Origin of the sequence: Paenibacillus chibensis (assembly GCF_004001045.1) — a bacterium.
Classification (GTDB): Bacteria; Bacillota; Bacilli; order Paenibacillales; family Paenibacillaceae; genus Paenibacillus_AQ; species Paenibacillus_AQ chibensis.
The window spans coordinates 1-18604 of the sequence record NZ_BIMK01000029.1 but is presented as its reverse complement, the minus strand read 5'-3'; the positions used below and the strand labels follow the sequence as shown (position 1 = coordinate 18604).

Below are 18604 nucleotides of genomic sequence, written 5' to 3'. Positions count from 1 at the left end.
CGTTTTCAAAGCCGCTCAGTTAGCTCAGCTGCAACTCTTATAATATATCATGTCAGCCACCATTTCGTCAAGCACTTTTTTTCGATCTTTTTCTTGAGCTCGACTTTCGAGCTTGTCGAATCCTTAGTTTTAAAAGCATCTAAGGTTTAATGGGGCGAGTTATAATTTAACACAGATAACACAATCGAGTCAACCTTATTTTAAAAGTTTAAGCCGTCTCCTTAAGGTTCCCGGAATGGACGCAGCTATACATCGAAAGGAAGACCTTCCCCCTTTTGATGTATAGCTGCGCATAACAATTCATTACTCAGCGTAGTAACGGATTCCCTGGTTTCCATAGCCCGAGAATTCCAGCCATACGACAGATTCCTTCACTAAAGATCTATTGACCAGCTTACGTATGACTAATGGCAGTTCGTTTCTTAACAAGCTAAGCTCAGGATGATGAATCAGCTCCTCGATACTCCACGGCTCTGATCTGCTCTTCAAAATCTGCAGCAGAAGCCCTGTGCACTCGGCCATTTTGGACATGACTGAAAATTCGCAAGCGAGGAGCACGAGCTCAACCCGCTGCCGGATGGTTTCCGTGCTCTGCGTCAGTTCTTCGTACAGCTTATGGATCGCGGTGTTCAGTTCCTTTACCTGCTCCCACACCGCCTTATCAGGCAGAACACCCCGTTCGATCAGCTCGATTCTTGCCCAATGCTTCAGCGAGTCCAACACGCATTGATAGGCATCAATCACGAATCCAGCCTGCATGTAGCGCTTGGCTTCAACATAGATGCACAAAAACCGCGAAAATTCGTACAGCATTTTACGGTCCCGAAGAGGCTGTTCAAACTCTATATATTCCTGACGCAAACTGGAAAGTCTTCCGCCATGGTCATGTACAAGTTCTCCTTCGATAAAACAGCGGATCAAATCCCCTTTTTCACCGGCAATCAGCCAGCGCTGAAGCGATTCGATCGTAACATGCAGTACCTGGCAGGGCAGATCGCGGGTAAGCGTGTGCTCGACAACCAGCTCGGACCCCTGCTCTTCATGCACGATGAGAACGATGAAATCGAAGTCGTGCAGCAAGGATCCATCAAATTTATGGGCTTCCTGACGATAAATAATAGTGCCTAAGGCATCGACATCAAACGACTCTCCATAAAAAAAAGACAAATTGGACAAATCCATGTCTCCCTCCATGCATTCCTTGGCGAAAAGCGGCCAATTCAGTTATAATATACTTCTACATGTCGATGTAAGTTCCTTCTTTTTCGAATACAACTAATTGATGATAGGAGCTCGTGATCCATGATTTTTAAAACAGCAAAAATCAATGCCTTCCGCACGTGGGGACTGCTGCTGACGATGATCGGTATGGGCCTGATGGTTCTGGGTACGGCGGGAATCGTCTTCTGGGGACAAGCCGGTAAAATCATCGCGGCGATCGGTCTCGTCATCGGGCTGATCTCCATGATGGGCAGTCTCGGTATTTATTTTTGGGCCGGCATGCTCTCCACCAGCGTCAAGTCCATCGAATGTCCGGAATGTCACAAACCGACGAAAATGCTCGGTAAAACGGACCGCTGCATGTTCTGTCACACGATTCTGACGACGGATATCCAGCAGGCGAACATTACTGACGACGAGCTCGAAGAGCGCCAAAAGCTTGAGAATGCCCAAGGCGCGTCGCAGTCGGCAGCCCATCATCACTAAGCCAAAAAGAAGAACCGGCCTTTCTTTCGAAGGGACCGGTTCTTCTTTTTATATATTCGAATAAGTGCGATGCAATCAAGGAGAGATATTTTTAAGCACGTTCCAGGCCTCTTCCGTACCAAAGCTTCGCGTCCAGGCGGCCACTCCGCCTAAATTCAGTTCCTTGGCCAGCTTCACCCGTTCTTTCAGCGATGTCTGGTCTTCAATCCAAATCCTTTTCAATACGCCGTCTTCCGTATACTCCACGTAATTTTGCTTCACATCATCAAGGTATTTCGGTTTCAGCTTTTTCTCCGTCAGAATGTCATTGACGGTTTTCATGCCAACCGCCTTCGAGGAAATCTTCGTCTTGCCGTCCTTGACTTCTTCGGACCAGATTCGGGTATAAAGCGGTACCGCCAGAATCAGCTTCTCGGGTGGAACGGCGTCTTCGTCCAAAATTTTGCGAACCGCTGCTTCCGTCCACGGTAGGGAAGAAACCGATCCGGCGGTCGGACTCGAAGCCCAGTGCTCGTCGTATGCCATCAGCACGATAAAGTCTGCCGTCTCCCCCAAGGAACGGCGGTCCAGGAAGCGGGACCACATTTCGCTGCCCGATTTCGGCGTCACGTCCACCGAAACGATCAGCCCCATCGCGCGGGCAAGCGGCTTCAGCTCCCGGACAAACTGCGATACATTTTCCCCGTCTTTCGTTTTCACGTTCTCGAAATCCAGATTAATGCCGTCCAAATGATACATTTTAGCAAATTGAAGCGTCTGGTTGATCGTGTTCAGTCTCGTCTCATAGGTGGCCATGGCATTGGTGGTAATTTCCGGGTCAAAGCTGTTGTTCAGCAGCCCCCATACTTCCATTCCCTTGGCATGGGCTTTCGTGACATAGGCGGTGTCCGCATTGCTGCGCACATTGCCTTTTCCATCGATAATGCTGAACCAGGTCGGGCTGACAACGTTCACCCCGGAAAGCTGGTCGATCACCGAAGGATCCGGCTTTTTCTGATAAACGGCTTCCCATGCCAGATTAACCGGCTTGCCTTTCCAGCTTCGTTGCGCGGGAGTTGCCTCCTCCGGCACGGCTTCGATCTTTTTCTTAGCGCCGATCGTTATTTTGGACTTCGGCACGTAACCGGCATAACCATTATCCATTTGCACGAAATACCAGGATTCCTCCGCATTCCAGACCCTCACAGCCGTCCCGCCAGGCATGTCCGCCAAAATAGGCTCATGCTTGGAAGGCCCTTTTCGCATCGGTGTTTTGGAATCCGCAGCCCCCTTCACGGAGCCCATCTGGATCGTATCGCCAGCTTTCATCAGCAATACGGCTCCCGTATTCGGATCTTCATGAAAATCGATACCATACAGCTCTTTCAGCGGTTGAACCGGCATATACAGCATGCCGTTCTTTTCTTCCGGAGCGAATCTGAGCTGTACCTGCTTGTTGTTCAATTGCGCTTCCGTCTCCCCTGTCTGCAGATGCATCACCCGCTCAGGCGTCGTCAGGATCAGCGACTGTGTCCCCTTCTCATAGCGAATGTTCGGGTCGATCGTCTCTTGAAGCACGGAAAGCGGAAGCTTGAGCTGTTCGCCGGAGCCGGCGGCCCCCTCATCCAACAGTTCTCCTTTTACAAAAATCGGCTTGTCCAGCCCTTTCCAATCCGGCTTGGCATGCAGCGGGTTCGGAAGGATCTGGGTTACGGTAATATAAGCACCGGCTGCAATCAGGCACAATCCCAGCACGACGGCAAAACGCCTTTTCGCGCTGGAGCGGCGCCCCCTTCTTCTACTTCTGGTCAAGGCAAATCCTCCGTTATCGTATAGTGTCGTCATGCTTGTACCAAGCAAAAAAAACGCGAGGAATCCATTGCAGGAATCCGCACGTTTTATCAAGAACAGTCCGATTGAAACGGATGTTTTCCTCTGGATCAGGAAAAACTTCCTTAAGTTCAAATGTTAAGTTGTAAGTCCAGTGCAGGATTACTTGTTTTTGCAGCTGCTGCAAATCCCGTACAGCTCCATGCGCAGCCCCTGTATCTGAAAGCCCGTGCTCTTCTCGGCCGTGTGCTCCACATCTTCCAGGGACGGATAACTGAAGTCCTCAATCTTGCCGCACTTCTGGCAAATGACATGGAAGTGATCCGATACATTCGCGTCAAAACGGCTTGAATTATCGCCATAAGTCAGCTCGTGAACCATGCCGGCTTCAATCAGCATCTTCAAATTGTTATAAACAGTTGCCACACTCATGCTCGGAAATTTCGGCTCGAGCGCACGATAAATTTCATCCGCAGTCGGATGGCTCATGGAATCCATGAGGTAAGCCAGTATCGCATGACGCTGGGGCGTAATCCGAACACCATTCGTTTTCAATTGTTCCAATGCATGCTCGACTCGCGTTGCCATCTTTCCCACCGCCTTAATTTATGCAAAATCGTTTCATACTTTATTTTACGGTCATCGTTTCAACTTTGTCAACGAAAGGGCGCATCTTGAAAAAACTTGGCATTCGAAAATGTCACCTGTTTCAATATTTGTTCACACTAAGGTCGCTGTTGCCTTCAATGTGAACGGTGTACTCTCCAAGACCTATGGTGCCCTTAATATTTTTCTTATCTACTGTAAATTCCGGGAATTGGTTGCGGATATCGCCGTAGCTGATCGTGCCGTCCATTTCATAGCTCCCGGTATCGGGCAGGCTCACAATCAGCTCACCCACCGCGCTGTATATGTCCCAGTTCCCTGCGACCAGGCTTGAGCGGGCGGTAATGCCGCCGTTTAACGATTCCGCCTTGAAGTCGGAATGAATGTCGTCGACATATATATTCCCGTTTTTCGTTCGGGCATCGATTTTACCCAGCGCACGGATCACGGACAGATTCCCCACCTGCGTATTAAGGGTAACGCCATCCGAAACATCCACCGCCTGCATGTTGCCCTGGTTCGTACTCAGGTTAACCGAGCCCGTAATATTCAAAGCAGTTACTTTTCCGTTCAGCGTGCTGCCTTTAATCTCCCCGGATACATGATCCAGCTTCAGCTCTCCGCTAGCGGTTTCCATCGATATCTGCTTGATGGCGTCCACATGCTGCAGGCTGACGCTTCCGTTCATGGTGCGCAGGGAAAGATCGAAGCGCCGGTCCTCCGGCAATGTAATCGTCAGGTTCATCCGCGGCTGTCTTTTGCCGGATTGCCCATAGGATTTGCCTTTGGTTTGAATCGTAATCGTACTGTCGCCGCTGATCTCCAGCGTCGATTCTCTGGCAATGACATCCGCTTCCGGCCCGGTAATCTGATCAACCCAGATCTCCGCCGTAACGCCGATATCCGCCACGGGGCCTCGCTGCACCACGATATCTCCGTTGATGTTGTCGACGTTGACATTTTTCGTCTCCATCGTCACCGGGTACGCGACCATGTCCTTGCCTGCGCTGTCCCCTTCCTGCTCGCTGTAATCCACACCGGCCGCGGTCAAGTTCAGGCTCACCTTGTTCCATAGATGCAGATAATGCTTCTGCTCGGTCACGATGAAGACGGAAGCAGCCAAAACAATTGCGAGCGAAATGCCCCGCAGATCAAGCTGAAAGCGGCGGCCCGTCCCCTTGTTTTTTCGCGACAGCAAATACAGCACGACATATTCCAATCCCCAAAGGACGGCAACCAGCGGCCACCACTTCAGCAAAAGCAGCAGATGCTCGGTACCATGCAGCGCGTCGTCAAGAAGCAGCACGCCTGTCGCGATCAACACCAGCACAGCCGTAAATCTCCCCACCCGCATTCTTCGTCTGCGATTCATGATATCCCCCCGTTCACCATGCGAATTGCGATCATTCCTCTCCCGTTAACCTTTTCTCGTGCCGGCGCTGACTCCATAGAATCCAGATTTCACGAATGCCCAACCAGAGACCCGCGGCAATCAGCACAGCGGAAACGGTGATTTTGCCGTAATGTTCCATACATAACTGCAGCCAGCGCGGCTTTTGGTAAAAGAAGAACATCAAGGCGCCGCCTACGATCAGGATCACGCCAAAAAAAACACTGCGCTCCACTGCAAAAGGATTCCTGTTGGCCGACTGCTCCAATGCCTCTGCTTGCCCGGACGTTCTTACCCTGCGATAGATGACAAAATCCGCGGCTTGAAGCACGTCGTACATATTGAAAAAATAAGTCACCGGAATGACAAGGGCCAGCAAAATCAATAAAGGCACATTAATCTGGATTCCGATGGACGAGAAGTAAAGGAGCGCCGACGCGTCCAAAAGGAGCATGAAGATAAATGCAATGCCCTTTCGATACAGGCCCAGGTAAATGTGGCCGAGTCCCGGACAAATTGCTGCCAGCAATCCGGCCGTGAATTTGCGTTTGCGGGAATACAGCCGACGCGTCCGAACTGCGGTCTTGTCCTTGACGCGCCTGCCGCTGCCGCTGCGATCCGCCTTCGGCTCTGAGCGGCCGGCATCTTTGACGCTGCGCATCTCCTCAGCTCCCTTCCGATGGATTGGATTGAATCTCATTTATCTTTTCTTGCGATGATGATCGGATACATTCTATTTGATAGTACCCTATATAAAGGGGCCAATAACAGGTAAATATCTGGATGAAAAGCATAACGCAATATTAAAAGGATCGATCGGCGTGCTTTCTGAGAAGGCATCCCGCTTGTTATCCGTTCGGATATCTTCAAAAAAAACCCCCGGAAATCCGGGAGTTTTGGATATAGGTTTAGTCAATGGAAACCATAGAGACTCCCTCGAGTTTACGAATCCGGGAAGCCAGGGCCAGCGGGTCAAAGGTCCTTTTGCTCAGCACGTTCAAGGAGATTTCCAATGTCGTTGAAGGGGGCTGGAGCTCCCCGTAAGGGGCGCTGCTCCGCTCATTGACGACAGCCTTCTTCACGGCAATGCCTTCCGCTTCAAGCAACTCGGATATCAATTCCAGCAGCAGCGGGGTCGATATCGCGTACACCGTCACCAGATGGAGCTTGCTGCCGTTGATATAACGCTGCTCGAGCTTGTTGAACACAACCAGCGTCAGCAAAATCAGCAGGGTCGCCGCGATCGAAGCAAAATAGAATCCTGCGCCGACCGCGAGTCCGACCGCAGCGATGACCCAGACGGATGCGGCCGTGGTCAGGCCGGTAATCGACTTGCCCGTAAACAGGATCGTTCCTGCCCCCAGAAATCCGATGCCCGTAATGACGGCCGAGGCGAGTCTCGCAGGATCGATACGGATGTTCACCTCATGCACAAACTCGGAAAAACCGTAGATGGACAGCATGATGATGAGCGTAGATCCCATGCAAACCAATATATGAGTTCGTAGTCCCGCTGCATGGTTGGAGCGTTCCCGCTCCAAGCCTACAAGTCCGCCCAATAAAACGGAAAGCAGCAAACGCAGCAAAATATGCACATTATCTATATACCATGGATCCGCCAAAAGCATATCTCTCCCTATTATGCAATCCACAGCCGTAAGGCAGGGTCATGATCGTATTTTCAAGCGGTTTGGCCCGATCGCCTGTGAAACGTCGCCAGTTCAACTCCCGGCGCAACCTCAAACGTATCGAACGGAACAAACCCGTATTTGTGATACAAAGCGACCGCCGGTTCGTTTTTGACGCCTGTCGAAACGATAAACAGCGGGAGTTCCGGGTGATCGTCCAGTACATGCTGAATCAGCTTCCCGGCAATTCCCTGACGGAAATGGTCCGGATGAACCATCATCCGCATCAGCGTCAACGAGCCCGGAGCCTCGGACTTGGTCGCAACGGCTCCAAGAAGCTCCCCCTCATCATCCAGGCAGCCATAGAAATCCTCACCGCAGTTTTTCAATGTTTCATGCGTATCCAGCAGCGGCGGTATGTCATAAAATCCGATTATTTCCGCTTCCAGTCGGTAAGCGATATGCTGCAGCCGCCAAATTTGATCAAGCATGTCGTCGTCCTGCAGAGAAAGCTTGGTAATCATAGGTTCCCTCCTACTTCAGGCTATACATCGCCAATCAAAAAAAGAACAATGAATGCAAAGCAAGCACCGTCCGGAAATGCCCGGCATCAGCAAGCGGCATTCACGCAAGGCGGCCGCCCGGCTCCATCAAAAAAAGGGCCTGCCTCAGCGGCAAGCCCCAAGACCCATTCCTTCTGCTTACTGTGCAAGCACTTCTTCCAGCAGCTTGTTCACAATCGCCGGGTTGGCCTTTCCTCTGCTTTCCTTCATGACCTGACCGACCAGGAACCCGATGGCCTTCTGTTTCCCCGCTCTGTAATCCTCGACAGATTGCGGATTCGCAGCCACCACCTGCTCGACGATAGACTTGATCGCACCCTCATCGCTGATTTGAACCAAGCCTTTTTCCTCTACGATCTGCTGCGGCAGCTTACCGCTTTCGAGCATTTCCTTGAAGACGGTTTTGGCGATTTTGGTGCTGATCGTTCCTTTTTCAATCAGGCCGATCATTTCGCCGAGGCCGTGTCCCGTCAGCTTCACCTCGGAAAATTCCAGGTTGCTGCTGTTCAGGTAGCCCAAAAGCTCACCCATGATCCAGTTGGACACGGATTTGGCATCCTTCGTATATTTCAGGCTGTCCTCAAACAAATCCGCTATTGGCTTGGAGGAAGTGATCACTTCCGCATCATAGCTTGGCAGGCCGTATTCCGTGGTATAGCGCTCTTTACGGGCATCCGGCAGCTCCGGAATGGTCGCTTGGATGCGGTCCTTCCACTCTTGGTCGATATATACCTTCACTAGGTCCGGATCCGGGAAGTAACGGTAATCATGCGCTTCTTCCTTGCCGCGCATCGACAGGGTTTTGCCCTGGGCTTCGTCCCAGCGGCGGGTTTCCTGTACGACGACGCCGCCGTCATCCAGAATTTCAGCCTGACGGTACTCTTCGTATTCAAGCCCCTTCAGCACGCCGCGGAAGGAGTTCATATTTTTCAGCTCGGCACGCGTTCCGAATTCCTTTTGGCCGAATGGACGGATGCTGATATTGGCATCACAGCGCATCGATCCCTCTTCCATTTTGACATCGGATACCTCGCAGTACTGCATGATCGCACGCAGCTTTTCGAGATAAGCACGGGCTTCCTCCGGCGAAGAGATTTCCGGCTCTGACACGATTTCTACCAGCGGTGTGCCGACACGGTTAAAGTCCACGAGCGAGGCATATCCTCCGTCGATATGCGTCAGCTTGCCCGCGTCCTCCTCCAGATGGAGACGGGTGATGCCGATCCGCTTGGTTTTGCCGTCCACTTCGATATCGATCCAACCATTTTGCCCGATGGGCTGGTCATACTGGGAAATCTGATAAGCTTTCGGCGAATCGGGGTAAAAATAGTTTTTACGGTCGAATTTGCTCACATCCGCGATTTCGCAGTTGATGGCCATCGCCGCTTTGATCGCATATTCAACCGCCTGCTTGTTCAAAACCGGCAGTACGCCGGGATGTCCCAAACAGATCGGACAGGTGTGCGTGTTGGGCGGTGCGCCGAACTCGGTCGAGCAGCCGCAAAAGATTTTGGAATGGGTGCGCAGCTCAACGTGGACTTCGAGTCCAATGACGGTTTCGTATTTTGAAGATGACATGGGTACATTCCCTCCTTTTCCAGCTGATTCTACAGGTTTGGACGCTGTGTATGATATTCGGTGTTCTGCTCGAAGGCTCCAGCCACGCGCAGCACGGTCTGTTCGTCAAATGCTTTGCCGATGATTTGCAGGCCGACAGGCAGACCCTCTACGAAACCGCAAGGCACGCTGATGGCCGGTACCCCGGCAAGGCTCACCGGAATCGTCAGAATATCGTTCAGATACATCGTCAGCGGATCATCCACCTGGGCTCCCAGCTTAAATGCCGTCGTCGGAGCCGTTGGTCCGATAATCACGTCATATTGTTCAAATACCTGATCGAAATCGCGCTTAATCAATGTGCGCGCTTTCTGGGCTTTCAGGTAAAAAGCATCGTAATACCCGGAGCTGAGGGCATAGGTGCCCAGCATAATCCGGCGCTTCACTTCCGAGCCAAAGCCTTGGCTGCGGGATTCGTGGTACAGATCCAGAAGATTTCCGGACTGGCCTGCACGCACGCCATAACGCACGCCGTCAAAACGAGCCAGGTTGGAAGAAGCTTCGGAGGAAGCCAGCAGATAGTAAGCGGCTACCGCATATTCGGTATGAGGCAGGGACACTTCCTCCACGATGGCGCCCATGCTTTCGAGCACCTGAAGGGCAGCCTGTACCTTCTCTTTGACAGCGGCATCCACGCCTTCGCCCATATATTCCTTCGGAACGGCCACACGCAGGCCTTTCACGTCTCCGGTCAGCGCGCTCAAATAATCCGGAATTTCCACGTTGGCCGAGGTGGAATCCATGGAGTCGTAGCCGGCAATCGCCTGCAGAACATAAGCCGCATCCTCCACGTTCTTCGTCACCGGTCCAATTTGGTCCAGCGAAGAAGCGAAGGCCACCAATCCGAAACGGGAAACCAGGCCATAGGTTGGCTTCAAGCCGACCACGCCGCAATAGGATGCAGGCTGCCGAATCGAGCCGCCGGTATCGGAACCGAGGGCAAAGTACGCTTCGCCCGCAGCCACCGAAGCCGCAGAGCCGCCGCTGGAGCCGCCAGGTACACGTTCAAGGTCCCAAGGATTATGCACCGGATGGAAGCTCGAGTTTTCATTTGAACCACCCATCGCAAATTCGTCCATGTTCAGCTTGCCGAGGGTCACCGTATCGGCTTCACGAAGCTTGCGCACCACAGTCGCATCATAAACCGGATTGAAATTGGACAAGAACTGGCTCGCACATGTCGTGCGGATGCCTTCCGTCACAATGTTGTCCTTGATAGCAGCCGGCAGTCCGAACAAAAGCCCACGCTGTTCTCCAGAAGAGAGCTTGTCGTCCAGGCGTCTTGCCGTATTCTTGGCTCCCTCTTCGTTCAGGGTCAGATAAGCGCCAATGCGCGCATCGCGCTCAGCAATCACGCGGAACGTGTCTTCAACCAGCTCCAGGACAGACAGTTCCTTATCGTGAAGCTTGCTATGTATCGCTTTCAGATTTTCATTTAACAGGCTCAATTGCCGTTCCTCCTTTCAAGTGCAAACATTCTATTCAAGGACAGCCGGAACCTTAAATTGTCCGTCTTCCTCTTCAGGCGCGTTCGCCATCACTTTCTCGATCGGCAGGCTTTCCCGCTCCACGTCCTCGCGCATCACATTGCTGACAGGAAGCACATGGGTCGTTGGTTCGATGCCATCCGTGTCCAGCTCATTCAACTTTTCGGCATATTGTAAAATAGCGTTCAGCTGCTCGGTGAACATTTGCTCTTCCTCCGCGCTCAAATTGAGCCGGGCAAGCTTGGCCACATGCTGAACGTCTTGATTGGTAATGCTCATCATTCATTTCCTCCTTATTCCTTCTTATGTTTAAAGGATTAAAGCCTCAGGATAACGTTTCTAATTATATTGTAGAACCTGGGACAATTCAATCCATCCCTCAACCTTCATGCAATCGCAAAAAGAGCCGGCACTAGGCCGACTCTTCTAAATCCAGGCTCGCAAATTAACTTGCTTGATGAATTCCGCCTGTGAAAGCACCTCAGGTGCAGTATCTTCTTCTTCTTCCTGCTCGAGTTCGCCGTTCATAATCTGATGAAACAGCTTCTCGTTATATGTCGCAAGGGCGTAATCGATCAGCGCTTCCCGCGTGGTCATCTCCACTTCATGCTGTATGAGCAGCTCTTCAGGCTGAACATCACCCGATGGCACGAAAAAGTTCCGGTTAATCTTAGGTACCCGGATCACATAATCAAACGCATTGTCCGGATTCCGGTCATAGGCAATCAGATAACCGTATTCCCCTATAGGAAGGTTCTGCTCAAAGGCGTCCTCGACGATTACTATCTTCTCTCCTAATTGCAGCATCGTCTACCTCCTAGATGTCTGTCATTGTCTGTATAGTCTACTAAAAAAACATAGGCCTGTCTACGGAAACACATAGAAAACGAAGCAAAAAGGTACAATTCCGCGGAGCAGGTCTAAAAAACGGATAAATTCGAAAAAAACAGACGCACGGGCGGAATAAAAAAGAACGCAAACCGGGATATTTCCACAGCTTGCGTGCTTCGCGATAGTTAAATGTAACATTAAATTAACATCATTGTATCAAGGCTGTTACCGCTTGTCCAGCTTTTTCCTCGATTTCTGTCGAGAAAATGATTCCTTCGGAGATAGACTCAGGAAACATAGGGATTATGGACCCGTTCATACCCGATCGTCGTCTTCGGACCATGTCCCGGGTACACCTTGACCTCATCTTTAAAATTGAACAGCTTATTCTGTATGGAGTCGAGCAAATCCCGTTCACGGCCGCCATACAAATCCGTTCTTCCGACCCCGAGCTTGAAAAGCACATCGCCCGAGAACAGGTCGTCTCCGCAGAGAAAGCTGACGCTTCCCGGCGAATGGCCCGGTGTATGGTACACCGTAAAGGTGTGACCGATCAGCTCGAGCTTTTGCCCTTCATCCAGGCTGAACTCGGCGGGGGCCGTCGCAAGAGGCTGCGTAACCTGCGGCCAATTCAGCGACCCGTTCATCTTCGGATTTTCCAGCCACTCAGCCTCCAGATCATGCAAATATACCGGACAGTTCTTCAATTTGCGGATTTCATCCACGCCGCCCATATGATCAAAATGGGCATGGGTCAGCAGGATAGCTTCGATCTCAAGGGGCTGTATTTTCTTCATCAGAGCACCCGGATTCATCCCCGGATCAATGATCACCGCGCGCCCGGGATCCTCTCCTGTCAGGAGGTAGGCGTTCGTTTGCAGCGGGCCGAGACAGAAGGTTTGTACGTTCAGCATCTTTTACAACCCCGAAATCAGCTCACGCAGCTCCTTGATGACGGCTGCATGATGATCGGTTCCTTCCCCGTAGGCTGCGATGAGCTCCTTGCGGCACTCCGCCATTTTCTCCTGATAGTCGGGAGCTTCGCGGTCAGGATTCTCCTGCTTGAACTGAACCATGATTCTCTGCACATGCTCCGGACGCGGCCCCCATTTGCCAAGCACATGGCCGCCTGTATCCGTAAAGATGACCACAGGCACGCTGCGTCCGCCCATCGTCAGGAATTGGTCCATCACGTCAAAATTCTCTTCGAGGATGAGTACCTCGGTAGGAATATCGGCGGTTTCAAGCGCATGAAACACAACGGGCACATTGCGCACGACATCGCCGCACCAATCAGCGGCAAGAATAAGCACGCGCAGGTCGTCCCTGAATTTCAAGCTTTCGAAAAATTCACGGTCGCTGTCGTTCTCCCACTTAAACTGCTCATACCCGGACTTGAACTCGTCCTGATTTTTCGTCATTCCATCGATAAACTCCTGCGGGGAAATCCCCGTATCCAGCTTGTCTGCCAAATTTGCTGCCATTTATTTCGTCCCCTTTCCAGATCTGTTCTTCACCATTTTGATAACAAAATACACAATTAACAGCGCAAGTGCAATGAGCAAAATCGGCGTGATGTACGGAGCGGCCTTTTCATCCACATGCTCCCACTGGTCCCCGAGAACGTAACCCAGATAAACGAAGAGCATCGACCATGGAATAATGGCTAGCGTCGTCAGCAGTGTAAACCGCCACACGTTCATCTTGGATATCCCCGCCGGAATGGAAATGGCATGGCGTACGACGGGAATAAACCGGGCCGTGAAAATGACGCCCGTTCCGTACTTGGTAAACCACGCTTCCGCGTAATCGATATGCTTTTTATGAATAAAGATGTATTTTCCGTATTTCTCGAGCACCGGTCTGCCGCCGTAGCGCCCGATCCAGTAAACGAACAGCTGCGCAATCACGCCGCCGATAATGCCGAACAGCACGGCTCCCACGAAGTTGATATGCCCGGAGGATACCAGGAAGCCCCCATAGGCCAGCACAATTTCACTGGGGATCACTTCGATCATCAAGCCCAGCATAATCCCGAAATAACCCAGACTTTGAATCCAATGAAACAATTGACTGATGATATCCGATATAAAATGCACCGTGGCCCCTCTTTCTGTATGTACTTTTTCGTCCCTGACATATATTGGACCAAAGCGGAGTCTCCTTCTCCTGCATTGTCATGAATCCAGGGAGAATGAAGATGAAACTTTAGTTCGTTATATCAAAATCTATTCTAGCATAGGAGCGGACATGACTTCTACTTTGCGCCCAAATGCTCCGGGCCGGTGTCTTCATCCACTCGGCTGGCATATGGTGTGGAATAAAGGAGGTAGGTCAAATGCCGCCGATTCCGCAAAAAAAAGACGCCCCGCTGCCTACGGCACGCGGCATCCGGAGAGCCTGCAGCAAGGAGCTGTACCGCACGGTGAAGCGCCTGAAGGTTTACGTCCCCGATGATGCCGTCGAGGAGGGGGAAAAGTTATATTACCGCAAGGTTATCGCCAACTTGATCTGGATTCACGAAAACCGCAGCAACCGGAAGCTGCTGTGCGACTGGTGGGATGAGTCTGTCCGCCCCGAGCTTGCCGAGCTCTGGAAGGTGGACGAAGCCCATCTGGGCAAAGCCTTCCGCGAAGCCTTCGGCGGGTAAGCATCAAGGCGGAACATCAATGACAATCTGCGAACAGCGGAATGTATTACGAAATATTGCATATTGAATCCCTGTGTTCGATCCATTCGCGGGGCAGCTTCCCGTAGTCCATTCAAAAGAATGACTATTGCGGCGATGCAGGCATGGATTGCTCCAGCCGAGCCAATTGGCTGCCCCACTCCTTCGCTTCTCCTGTCAGCCGGAAGTCACGGTCATTGCGCATATGTGCTCCCCGATGATCCGCTGCCCGGCGCGCATAGTCACTGTAAAGCGCAAGCCCGGCTTGAACGATGCGGCGGGCTTCTTTGATGTTGCCGGCCGACAGCTTGCTGCGCGCCATCTTGAACAGCCGCTCCAAGCTCTTCGTCTGCTCGCCCGCGTTATACTTGTCGCGGGTGAAGCCCTCCTGCGTCCAATAAGCCGCGGCCCGTGCATCCCCGCGTTTGACCGCGTTATCCGCCAGCGCAAAAATCAGTCCGGGATGTCCCGGCGTATAGGACAGGCTACGCTGCAGCACGTCCTCGCCCTCCAGGGGAGACAGCTTGCGCGCCAAATCCAGAGCTGTTCCCGCATCTGCAGGGTTCCAGTGCAGCGAAGCTCGCAGGAGGGCAACTGCCCGCACCGGGGACGGTTCTTTTAACGCGGCCTGGTGCAGACTGCAGCCAGCCGCGCCCCGAAAGGCAAGAACGATGCCTGCCCCAAGGAGGCAGACGTAAAGCAGATGCAGCGGAAGCAGCCGACGAAGCGCGAGGCCGCCTCCCATACGGGTGAACATAGGCATCGCGGCAGAGGACTCTGTTTCATTCTCAAGGTCGGCCATCTCCGCCGGCCTTGGGGATGGCGGACAGACATGCGAGCTGCCCCATGCCAGGAGCAGAAGCAGGAGCAGCCACGAGAGGCCGAAGCTCCAATCGATATCGGCCGCGCTGTGCAGCACGAATACGCCGAATACCGGCAGCAGGGCGGGACGATTACGATACAGCAGCCGCCCACCGGCGATGAGCAGGAGCAGCAGCAGAAGCAGCCCGACAATGCCGGTGTTCAGCAGCATATCCAAATAGCCGCTGTGTACCTGGCTGCCGACATAAGGATTCGACTGCACGGCGCGGTAAGAAAGCCGCCATGTATCCCCGCCCTGCCCGAACCAGGGCGCCTGCCAGTACAGCCGCCACGCGTCGCGGTAGATCGCGCCGCGGGCGGAGACGGTGCTGAAGTTTCTGACGATGCGCTCCTGCGCCGCCAGAAACACCGCGGCCGCAGCAACGGTTGCAAGTGCGCCGCCTGCCGCCCAGGCCAGGCGGCGGCGTTCAGCCGCCTCGCTGCTCGCGAGGCGGTAAAGCCCCAGGCCGGCCAGCATGCTGCCGGCCCAGAGCCCGGCCAGCGTGAGCAGGCCGGGCCAAGGCGCTGCCGCCAGCGCGGCGGATGCCAGCTGGCGGTACAGCAGCGCCGCGCCGGCCAGGGGCGCGGCGGCAAGCAGCAGCGGCGCGGGGCTGAGCCGCCGCTGCAGGGCCAGGCCGGCGGCTGCGGCCACGCCGGCCGCGAGCCAGGCGCCGCGCGACTCGCTAAGGAGGAGCGCGGCGCCGTACGGCAGCAGCGGGAGCGCGACCCGCAGCAGGCGGGCCGTCGCCGGGGCGGGCTGCCGCTGCTGCAGTGCTTGCAGCACAAAGAGCCGCTCCAGCAGGAAAGCGGCCATGAGCACGCCGAATATGTTGGGGTACTGCAGCAGCCCGGCCAGCCTTGCGCCCGTAGCGCTAATGCCCGGATTGGCCGTGTACGAAATACCATACGGCAGTGTCAGCACGCCATAAACGGCAAGCAGTGCGGATGCGCACAGCAGGGATCCTGCCAGATGCCAGGCAGCGCCCAGAATCCGGCCCCCTCCCGGCCGCCGGGCCAGCTGAAAGGCAGAGACGGCAAAAAGACCGTAAAACCCCCACCGCAGCAGCTGGTTTACGCTCCCTTGCACAGACAAGGGGGTCCCCAGCAGCCAGTGAGCCGCATATACGGCCATCAGCATCAACGGAATGGCAAGCAGAAGAATTTCAGGCAGACTCCTCTTCATTTCCTGCCCTTGCAGCATGCTGCCGCTTGCCAACATGCGCTTCGTCAACGTGAAAACAAACGTCAGGAAGCAGAACAGACCGTACCCGATCCAGACCGGATACATATCTGCCGTAAAATAAAAGCCGGATTTCAGACAAGAAACCAGTAGCACTGCGATCAGTGCGGCCCCTCCCAACATCTGAACCCAACGTTTCACGTTCTGCCTCCTATCGTTTTAGATTCATTCCGGGTCTGCGGCCTCAGGCAGCAAATCCGCGCAGGCTCTTTCCAAATACGGCTTGGCCTGCAGGAAATCGCGAAATGCGGTATACTCGCGCCACAATTGCTCTTTGCGGCCGCTTTGCCCCTTGACTGCGCGAATCAGAATATTCTTCGGCGTATGCTCGAGATCGATAAACTCAAGCAGCTGCGTCTTGTAGCCGAGAATGTCCAGCAGCTTGGCGCGGATGCCGTCCGTCGCCAGCGCGGAAAAACGTTCCTTCAAAATCCCGTGGGATAACAGCGGCTCCATGACCGGACTATCCACTTGCCCGAACAGCTCATGCTGGCAGCAGGGAACGGAGAGAATGACCGAGGCATTCCAGCGGACAGCCTTCTCCAGTGCGGCATCCGTTGCCGTGTCGCAGGCATGGAGCGTAACCACCATATCGACCTGCTCCAGCTCGTTATAATCCGCGATGTCTCCAACAAGAAAATGGAGATTGCTATAATTCAAACGCTCGGCCAGCTGATTGCAATGCTCGATTACATCCGCTTTGAGATCCAGTCCCACCACATTCAGCGTCCGGCGTTCCTGAATGGTCAGGTAATGGTAGAGGGCAAACGTCAGATAGGACTTTCCGCAGCCGAAATCCACAATCGTAAGCGGACGGCCCTCCGGCAGCGAAGGAAGCACGTCCTCCACCATCTCGAGAAAACGGTTGATCTGTCTGAACTTGTCGTATTTGCGGGCAAGCACCTTTCCCTGTTCATTCATGATACCGAGTTCGACAAGGAATGAAACCGGATGTCCTTCCTCCAGGACGTACTGCTTTTTACGGTTATGCGCCAAGTCGGCCCCCGATTTGGATGCAGACTTCGTGAGAATCGACACTTTATATTTTTTACTGATCAATATTTGATAGTCGGCATCTGGCGTACAGATCATCCCTTGGCGGAACGTCTGCTCGAACAGCTTCATGATCGCCTCTTCCGCTTCCTCCGCCGGGATGTTCTGATGAACGACTTTATTCGGATATACATAGGCAAATTGATAATGGATTTTTTTCTTCAGTTCCACCGGCTTGATCTGAACCTTGGTATAGTCCACGCCCTCCCGCTTGCGCAGCTGACTGAGGGTCGCCGTAATCAATGTGGTTTCTTCCGTGATGTCATGAATGAGTTTGCGTAACGATTCCAAGAGAGTACATCTCACTTTCCGATATTTTCAAAAACGAAGCTAGTTTTTCACTTTCCGCTGCAGCTCTTCCGCACCCTCTTGCACCTCGGCACGGGGAAGGCCGCCTGCTTCGAGCTCCTCGTCGCTTCGCGCCATCATTCTTTGATAGAAGGACAAGCCTTCTTCTTCCGTGATTTCATGCTGATCCAGAAGCCGGTAAAGTGCATTTTCCGATTCGGCATATCGCCCCTGCTCCTCTTCATAGCCAAGCAGCAGCTTGTCCGTTTTGGCCGGAAGCCTGTAGCTTCTCGTCTGCCCCTTCAGCTCAGCAATGCGCTCCGGCAGCTTCAGCATCGAATGGTCGGCACCATGAAGATCGGCAAAAAGGTACAGATGCAAGGATTTCATCAGGCGTGTCAGCCCTTCGTCCGTCTGCCCCATATCCAGGTAAATGCCGCCTTCCTCCTCCAGCAGCCTTGCAATGCTTTGCAGTTTATCGGCCTCAATTACGCTGCCAAGACGGCACATATCAATGATATCCTCCGTGGACAGGGAGTTTAAAAGCTTCGAGTTCAGCCGGAAATTTTTGCTCAGCAGATCATCGATTTCCCATAGCGCCTCGGCATATTTTTTCTGCTGCTTCAAACCGAAAACCTTGCCTACCATCTCAACCATGTCTTCCACCATCTGCAGCAAATAGTCTTTCCTGAACATGATGCTTCTCAGTCCTCTCCCTTGCGTGATGTGGCGAATTGATACGAGCGAAGCGCCGTTCTAACTGATTGTAAGCCATTCGGAAGGCCATTGCCAGCGGAAGACCGGAAAAGAGCCGCAAAGCGTCCATTTGCCGAATTTTCACGGGATGTAAGAAAAA

The 18604-nt window shown here is 53.1% G+C and carries 20 protein-coding genes; 2 read left to right on the top strand and 18 right to left on the bottom strand.

Annotated elements, in window-relative coordinates:
- Nucleotides 1–303: 303 nt before the first annotated feature.
- Entirely contained in the window at nucleotides 304–1182 is an 879-nt protein-coding gene (locus PCH05_RS19990) for a nucleotidyltransferase-like protein (protein WP_127605143.1), read from the bottom strand.
- Nucleotides 1183–1302: 120 nt separating this feature from the next.
- On the opposite strand from PCH05_RS19990, the gene PCH05_RS19985 reads away from it, so the two are divergent.
- Complete coding sequence (locus PCH05_RS19985) at nucleotides 1303–1707, top strand: YgzB family protein (RefSeq protein ID WP_127605141.1); 405 nt, start codon at nucleotides 1303–1305, stop codon at nucleotides 1705–1707.
- Nucleotides 1708–1782: 75 nt separating this feature from the next.
- On the opposite strand, the gene PCH05_RS19980 is transcribed toward PCH05_RS19985, so the two are convergent.
- The 13 genes from PCH05_RS19980 to uptA all read right to left on the bottom strand — a co-directional run bounded on the left by PCH05_RS19980 (nucleotide 1783) and on the right by uptA (nucleotide 13737).
- Nucleotides 1783–3531, bottom strand: coding sequence for a glycosyl hydrolase family 18 protein (locus PCH05_RS19980; protein ID WP_127605145.1), 1749 nt, complete (start codon nucleotides 3529–3531; stop codon nucleotides 1783–1785).
- A 147-nt stretch (nucleotides 3532–3678) separates the two neighbouring features.
- Nucleotides 3679–4104: a Fur family transcriptional regulator gene (locus PCH05_RS19975; RefSeq protein WP_127605139.1), complete on the bottom strand. Its 426-nt coding sequence runs from the start codon at nucleotides 4102–4104 to the stop codon at nucleotides 3679–3681.
- A gap of 121 nt (nucleotides 4105–4225) precedes the next feature.
- Nucleotides 4226–5494 carry a DUF4097 family beta strand repeat-containing protein gene (locus PCH05_RS19970; RefSeq protein WP_127605137.1) on the bottom strand — a complete coding sequence of 423 codons (1269 nt, stop codon included), beginning with the start codon at nucleotides 5492–5494 and terminating at the stop codon, nucleotides 4226–4228.
- 31 nt (nucleotides 5495–5525) lie between these two features.
- The gene (locus tag PCH05_RS19965; RefSeq protein WP_127605135.1) at nucleotides 5526–6173 is read right to left on the bottom strand and encodes a hypothetical protein; all 648 of its coding nucleotides are present in this window, start codon (nucleotides 6171–6173) and stop codon (nucleotides 5526–5528) included.
- Between the two features lie 247 nt (nucleotides 6174–6420).
- Nucleotides 6421–7134, bottom strand: coding sequence for an MgtC/SapB family protein (locus PCH05_RS19960; RefSeq protein ID WP_127605133.1), 714 nt, complete (start codon nucleotides 7132–7134; stop codon nucleotides 6421–6423).
- A gap of 59 nt (nucleotides 7135–7193) precedes the next feature.
- A complete protein-coding gene (locus PCH05_RS19955) occupies nucleotides 7194–7664 on the bottom strand; it encodes a GNAT family N-acetyltransferase (RefSeq protein WP_127605131.1) in 471 nt (156 codons plus the stop codon).
- Nucleotides 7665–7841: 177 nt separating this feature from the next.
- The gene (gatB, locus tag PCH05_RS19950) at nucleotides 7842–9281 is read right to left on the bottom strand and encodes an Asp-tRNA(Asn)/Glu-tRNA(Gln) amidotransferase subunit GatB (RefSeq protein ID WP_127605129.1); all 1440 of its coding nucleotides are present in this window, start codon (nucleotides 9279–9281) and stop codon (nucleotides 7842–7844) included.
- Between the two features lie 29 nt (nucleotides 9282–9310).
- Nucleotides 9311–10768, bottom strand: coding sequence for an Asp-tRNA(Asn)/Glu-tRNA(Gln) amidotransferase subunit GatA (gatA, locus tag PCH05_RS19945; protein ID WP_127605127.1), 1458 nt, complete (start codon nucleotides 10766–10768; stop codon nucleotides 9311–9313).
- Nucleotides 10769–10798: 30 nt separating this feature from the next.
- Nucleotides 10799–11086, bottom strand: coding sequence for an Asp-tRNA(Asn)/Glu-tRNA(Gln) amidotransferase subunit GatC (gene gatC / locus PCH05_RS19940; RefSeq protein WP_127605125.1), 288 nt, complete (start codon nucleotides 11084–11086; stop codon nucleotides 10799–10801).
- Nucleotides 11087–11233: 147 nt separating this feature from the next.
- The gene (locus tag PCH05_RS19935; RefSeq protein ID WP_127605123.1) at nucleotides 11234–11614 is read right to left on the bottom strand and encodes an ATPase; all 381 of its coding nucleotides are present in this window, start codon (nucleotides 11612–11614) and stop codon (nucleotides 11234–11236) included.
- Nucleotides 11615–11925: 311 nt separating this feature from the next.
- Nucleotides 11926–12552, bottom strand: coding sequence for an MBL fold metallo-hydrolase (locus PCH05_RS19930; RefSeq protein WP_127605121.1), 627 nt, complete (start codon nucleotides 12550–12552; stop codon nucleotides 11926–11928).
- Between the two features lie 3 nt (nucleotides 12553–12555).
- A complete protein-coding gene (locus tag PCH05_RS19925; RefSeq protein ID WP_127605119.1) occupies nucleotides 12556–13122 on the bottom strand; it encodes a thioredoxin family protein in 567 nt (188 codons plus the stop codon).
- The gene (gene uptA, locus PCH05_RS19920; protein ID WP_127605117.1) at nucleotides 13123–13737 is read right to left on the bottom strand and encodes an undecaprenyl phosphate transporter UptA; all 615 of its coding nucleotides are present in this window, start codon (nucleotides 13735–13737) and stop codon (nucleotides 13123–13125) included.
- 239 nt (nucleotides 13738–13976) lie between these two features.
- Between uptA and PCH05_RS19915 the strand changes: the two genes are divergently transcribed.
- Nucleotides 13977–14288 carry a dehydrogenase gene (locus PCH05_RS19915; protein ID WP_127605115.1) on the top strand — a complete coding sequence of 104 codons (312 nt, stop codon included), beginning with the start codon at nucleotides 13977–13979 and terminating at the stop codon, nucleotides 14286–14288.
- 124 nt (nucleotides 14289–14412) lie between these two features.
- Here PCH05_RS19915 and PCH05_RS19910 read toward each other — a convergent pair whose 3' ends face one another.
- The 4 genes from PCH05_RS19910 to PCH05_RS27570 form a co-directional block, all read right to left on the bottom strand.
- Nucleotides 14413–16548 carry an O-antigen ligase family protein gene (locus tag PCH05_RS19910; RefSeq protein ID WP_127605113.1) on the bottom strand — a complete coding sequence of 712 codons (2136 nt, stop codon included), beginning with the start codon at nucleotides 16546–16548 and terminating at the stop codon, nucleotides 14413–14415.
- A gap of 24 nt (nucleotides 16549–16572) precedes the next feature.
- Entirely contained in the window at nucleotides 16573–17751 is a 1179-nt protein-coding gene (locus PCH05_RS19905) for a class I SAM-dependent methyltransferase (RefSeq protein WP_127605111.1), read from the bottom strand.
- A 39-nt stretch (nucleotides 17752–17790) separates the two neighbouring features.
- Nucleotides 17791–18444: a DUF6483 family protein gene (locus tag PCH05_RS19900; RefSeq protein WP_127605109.1), complete on the bottom strand. Its 654-nt coding sequence runs from the start codon at nucleotides 18442–18444 to the stop codon at nucleotides 17791–17793.
- A partial coding sequence (locus PCH05_RS27570; RefSeq protein WP_218030539.1) for a hypothetical protein occupies nucleotides 18398–18604 on the bottom strand: 207 nt, incomplete at its 5' end. The genes PCH05_RS19900 and PCH05_RS27570, both read right to left, overlap by 47 nt.

What these genes read in the sequence shown, in the direction of transcription:
- PCH05_RS19990 (WP_127605143.1), bottom strand. Translation starts at nt 1,182, where the DNA reads ATGGATTTGTCCAATTTGTCTTTTTTTTATGGAGAGTCGTTTGATGTC.
- PCH05_RS19985 (WP_127605141.1), top strand. Translation starts at nt 1,303, where the DNA reads ATGATTTTTAAAACAGCAAAAATCAATGCCTTCCGCACGTGGGGACTG.
- PCH05_RS19980 (WP_127605145.1), bottom strand. Translation starts at nt 3,531, where the DNA reads ATGACGACACTATACGATAACGGAGGATTTGCCTTGACCAGAAGTAGA.
- PCH05_RS19975 (WP_127605139.1), bottom strand. Translation starts at nt 4,104, where the DNA reads ATGGCAACGCGAGTCGAGCATGCATTGGAACAATTGAAAACGAATGGT.
- PCH05_RS19970 (WP_127605137.1), bottom strand. Translation starts at nt 5,494, where the DNA reads ATGAATCGCAGACGAAGAATGCGGGTGGGGAGATTTACGGCTGTGCTG.
- PCH05_RS19965 (WP_127605135.1), bottom strand. Translation starts at nt 6,173, where the DNA reads ATGCGCAGCGTCAAAGATGCCGGCCGCTCAGAGCCGAAGGCGGATCGC.
- PCH05_RS19955 (WP_127605131.1), bottom strand. Translation starts at nt 7,664, where the DNA reads ATGATTACCAAGCTTTCTCTGCAGGACGACGACATGCTTGATCAAATT.
- gatB (WP_127605129.1), bottom strand. Translation starts at nt 9,281, where the DNA reads ATGTCATCTTCAAAATACGAAACCGTCATTGGACTCGAAGTCCACGTT.
- gatC (WP_127605125.1), bottom strand. Translation starts at nt 11,086, where the DNA reads ATGAGCATTACCAATCAAGACGTTCAGCATGTGGCCAAGCTTGCCCGG.
- PCH05_RS19935 (WP_127605123.1), bottom strand. Translation starts at nt 11,614, where the DNA reads ATGCTGCAATTAGGAGAGAAGATAGTAATCGTCGAGGACGCCTTTGAG.
- PCH05_RS19930 (WP_127605121.1), bottom strand. Translation starts at nt 12,552, where the DNA reads ATGCTGAACGTACAAACCTTCTGTCTCGGCCCGCTGCAAACGAACGCC.
- PCH05_RS19925 (WP_127605119.1), bottom strand. Translation starts at nt 13,122, where the DNA reads ATGGCAGCAAATTTGGCAGACAAGCTGGATACGGGGATTTCCCCGCAG.
- PCH05_RS19915 (WP_127605115.1), top strand. Translation starts at nt 13,977, where the DNA reads ATGCCGCCGATTCCGCAAAAAAAAGACGCCCCGCTGCCTACGGCACGC.
- PCH05_RS19900 (WP_127605109.1), bottom strand. Translation starts at nt 18,444, where the DNA reads ATGTTCAGGAAAGACTATTTGCTGCAGATGGTGGAAGACATGGTTGAG.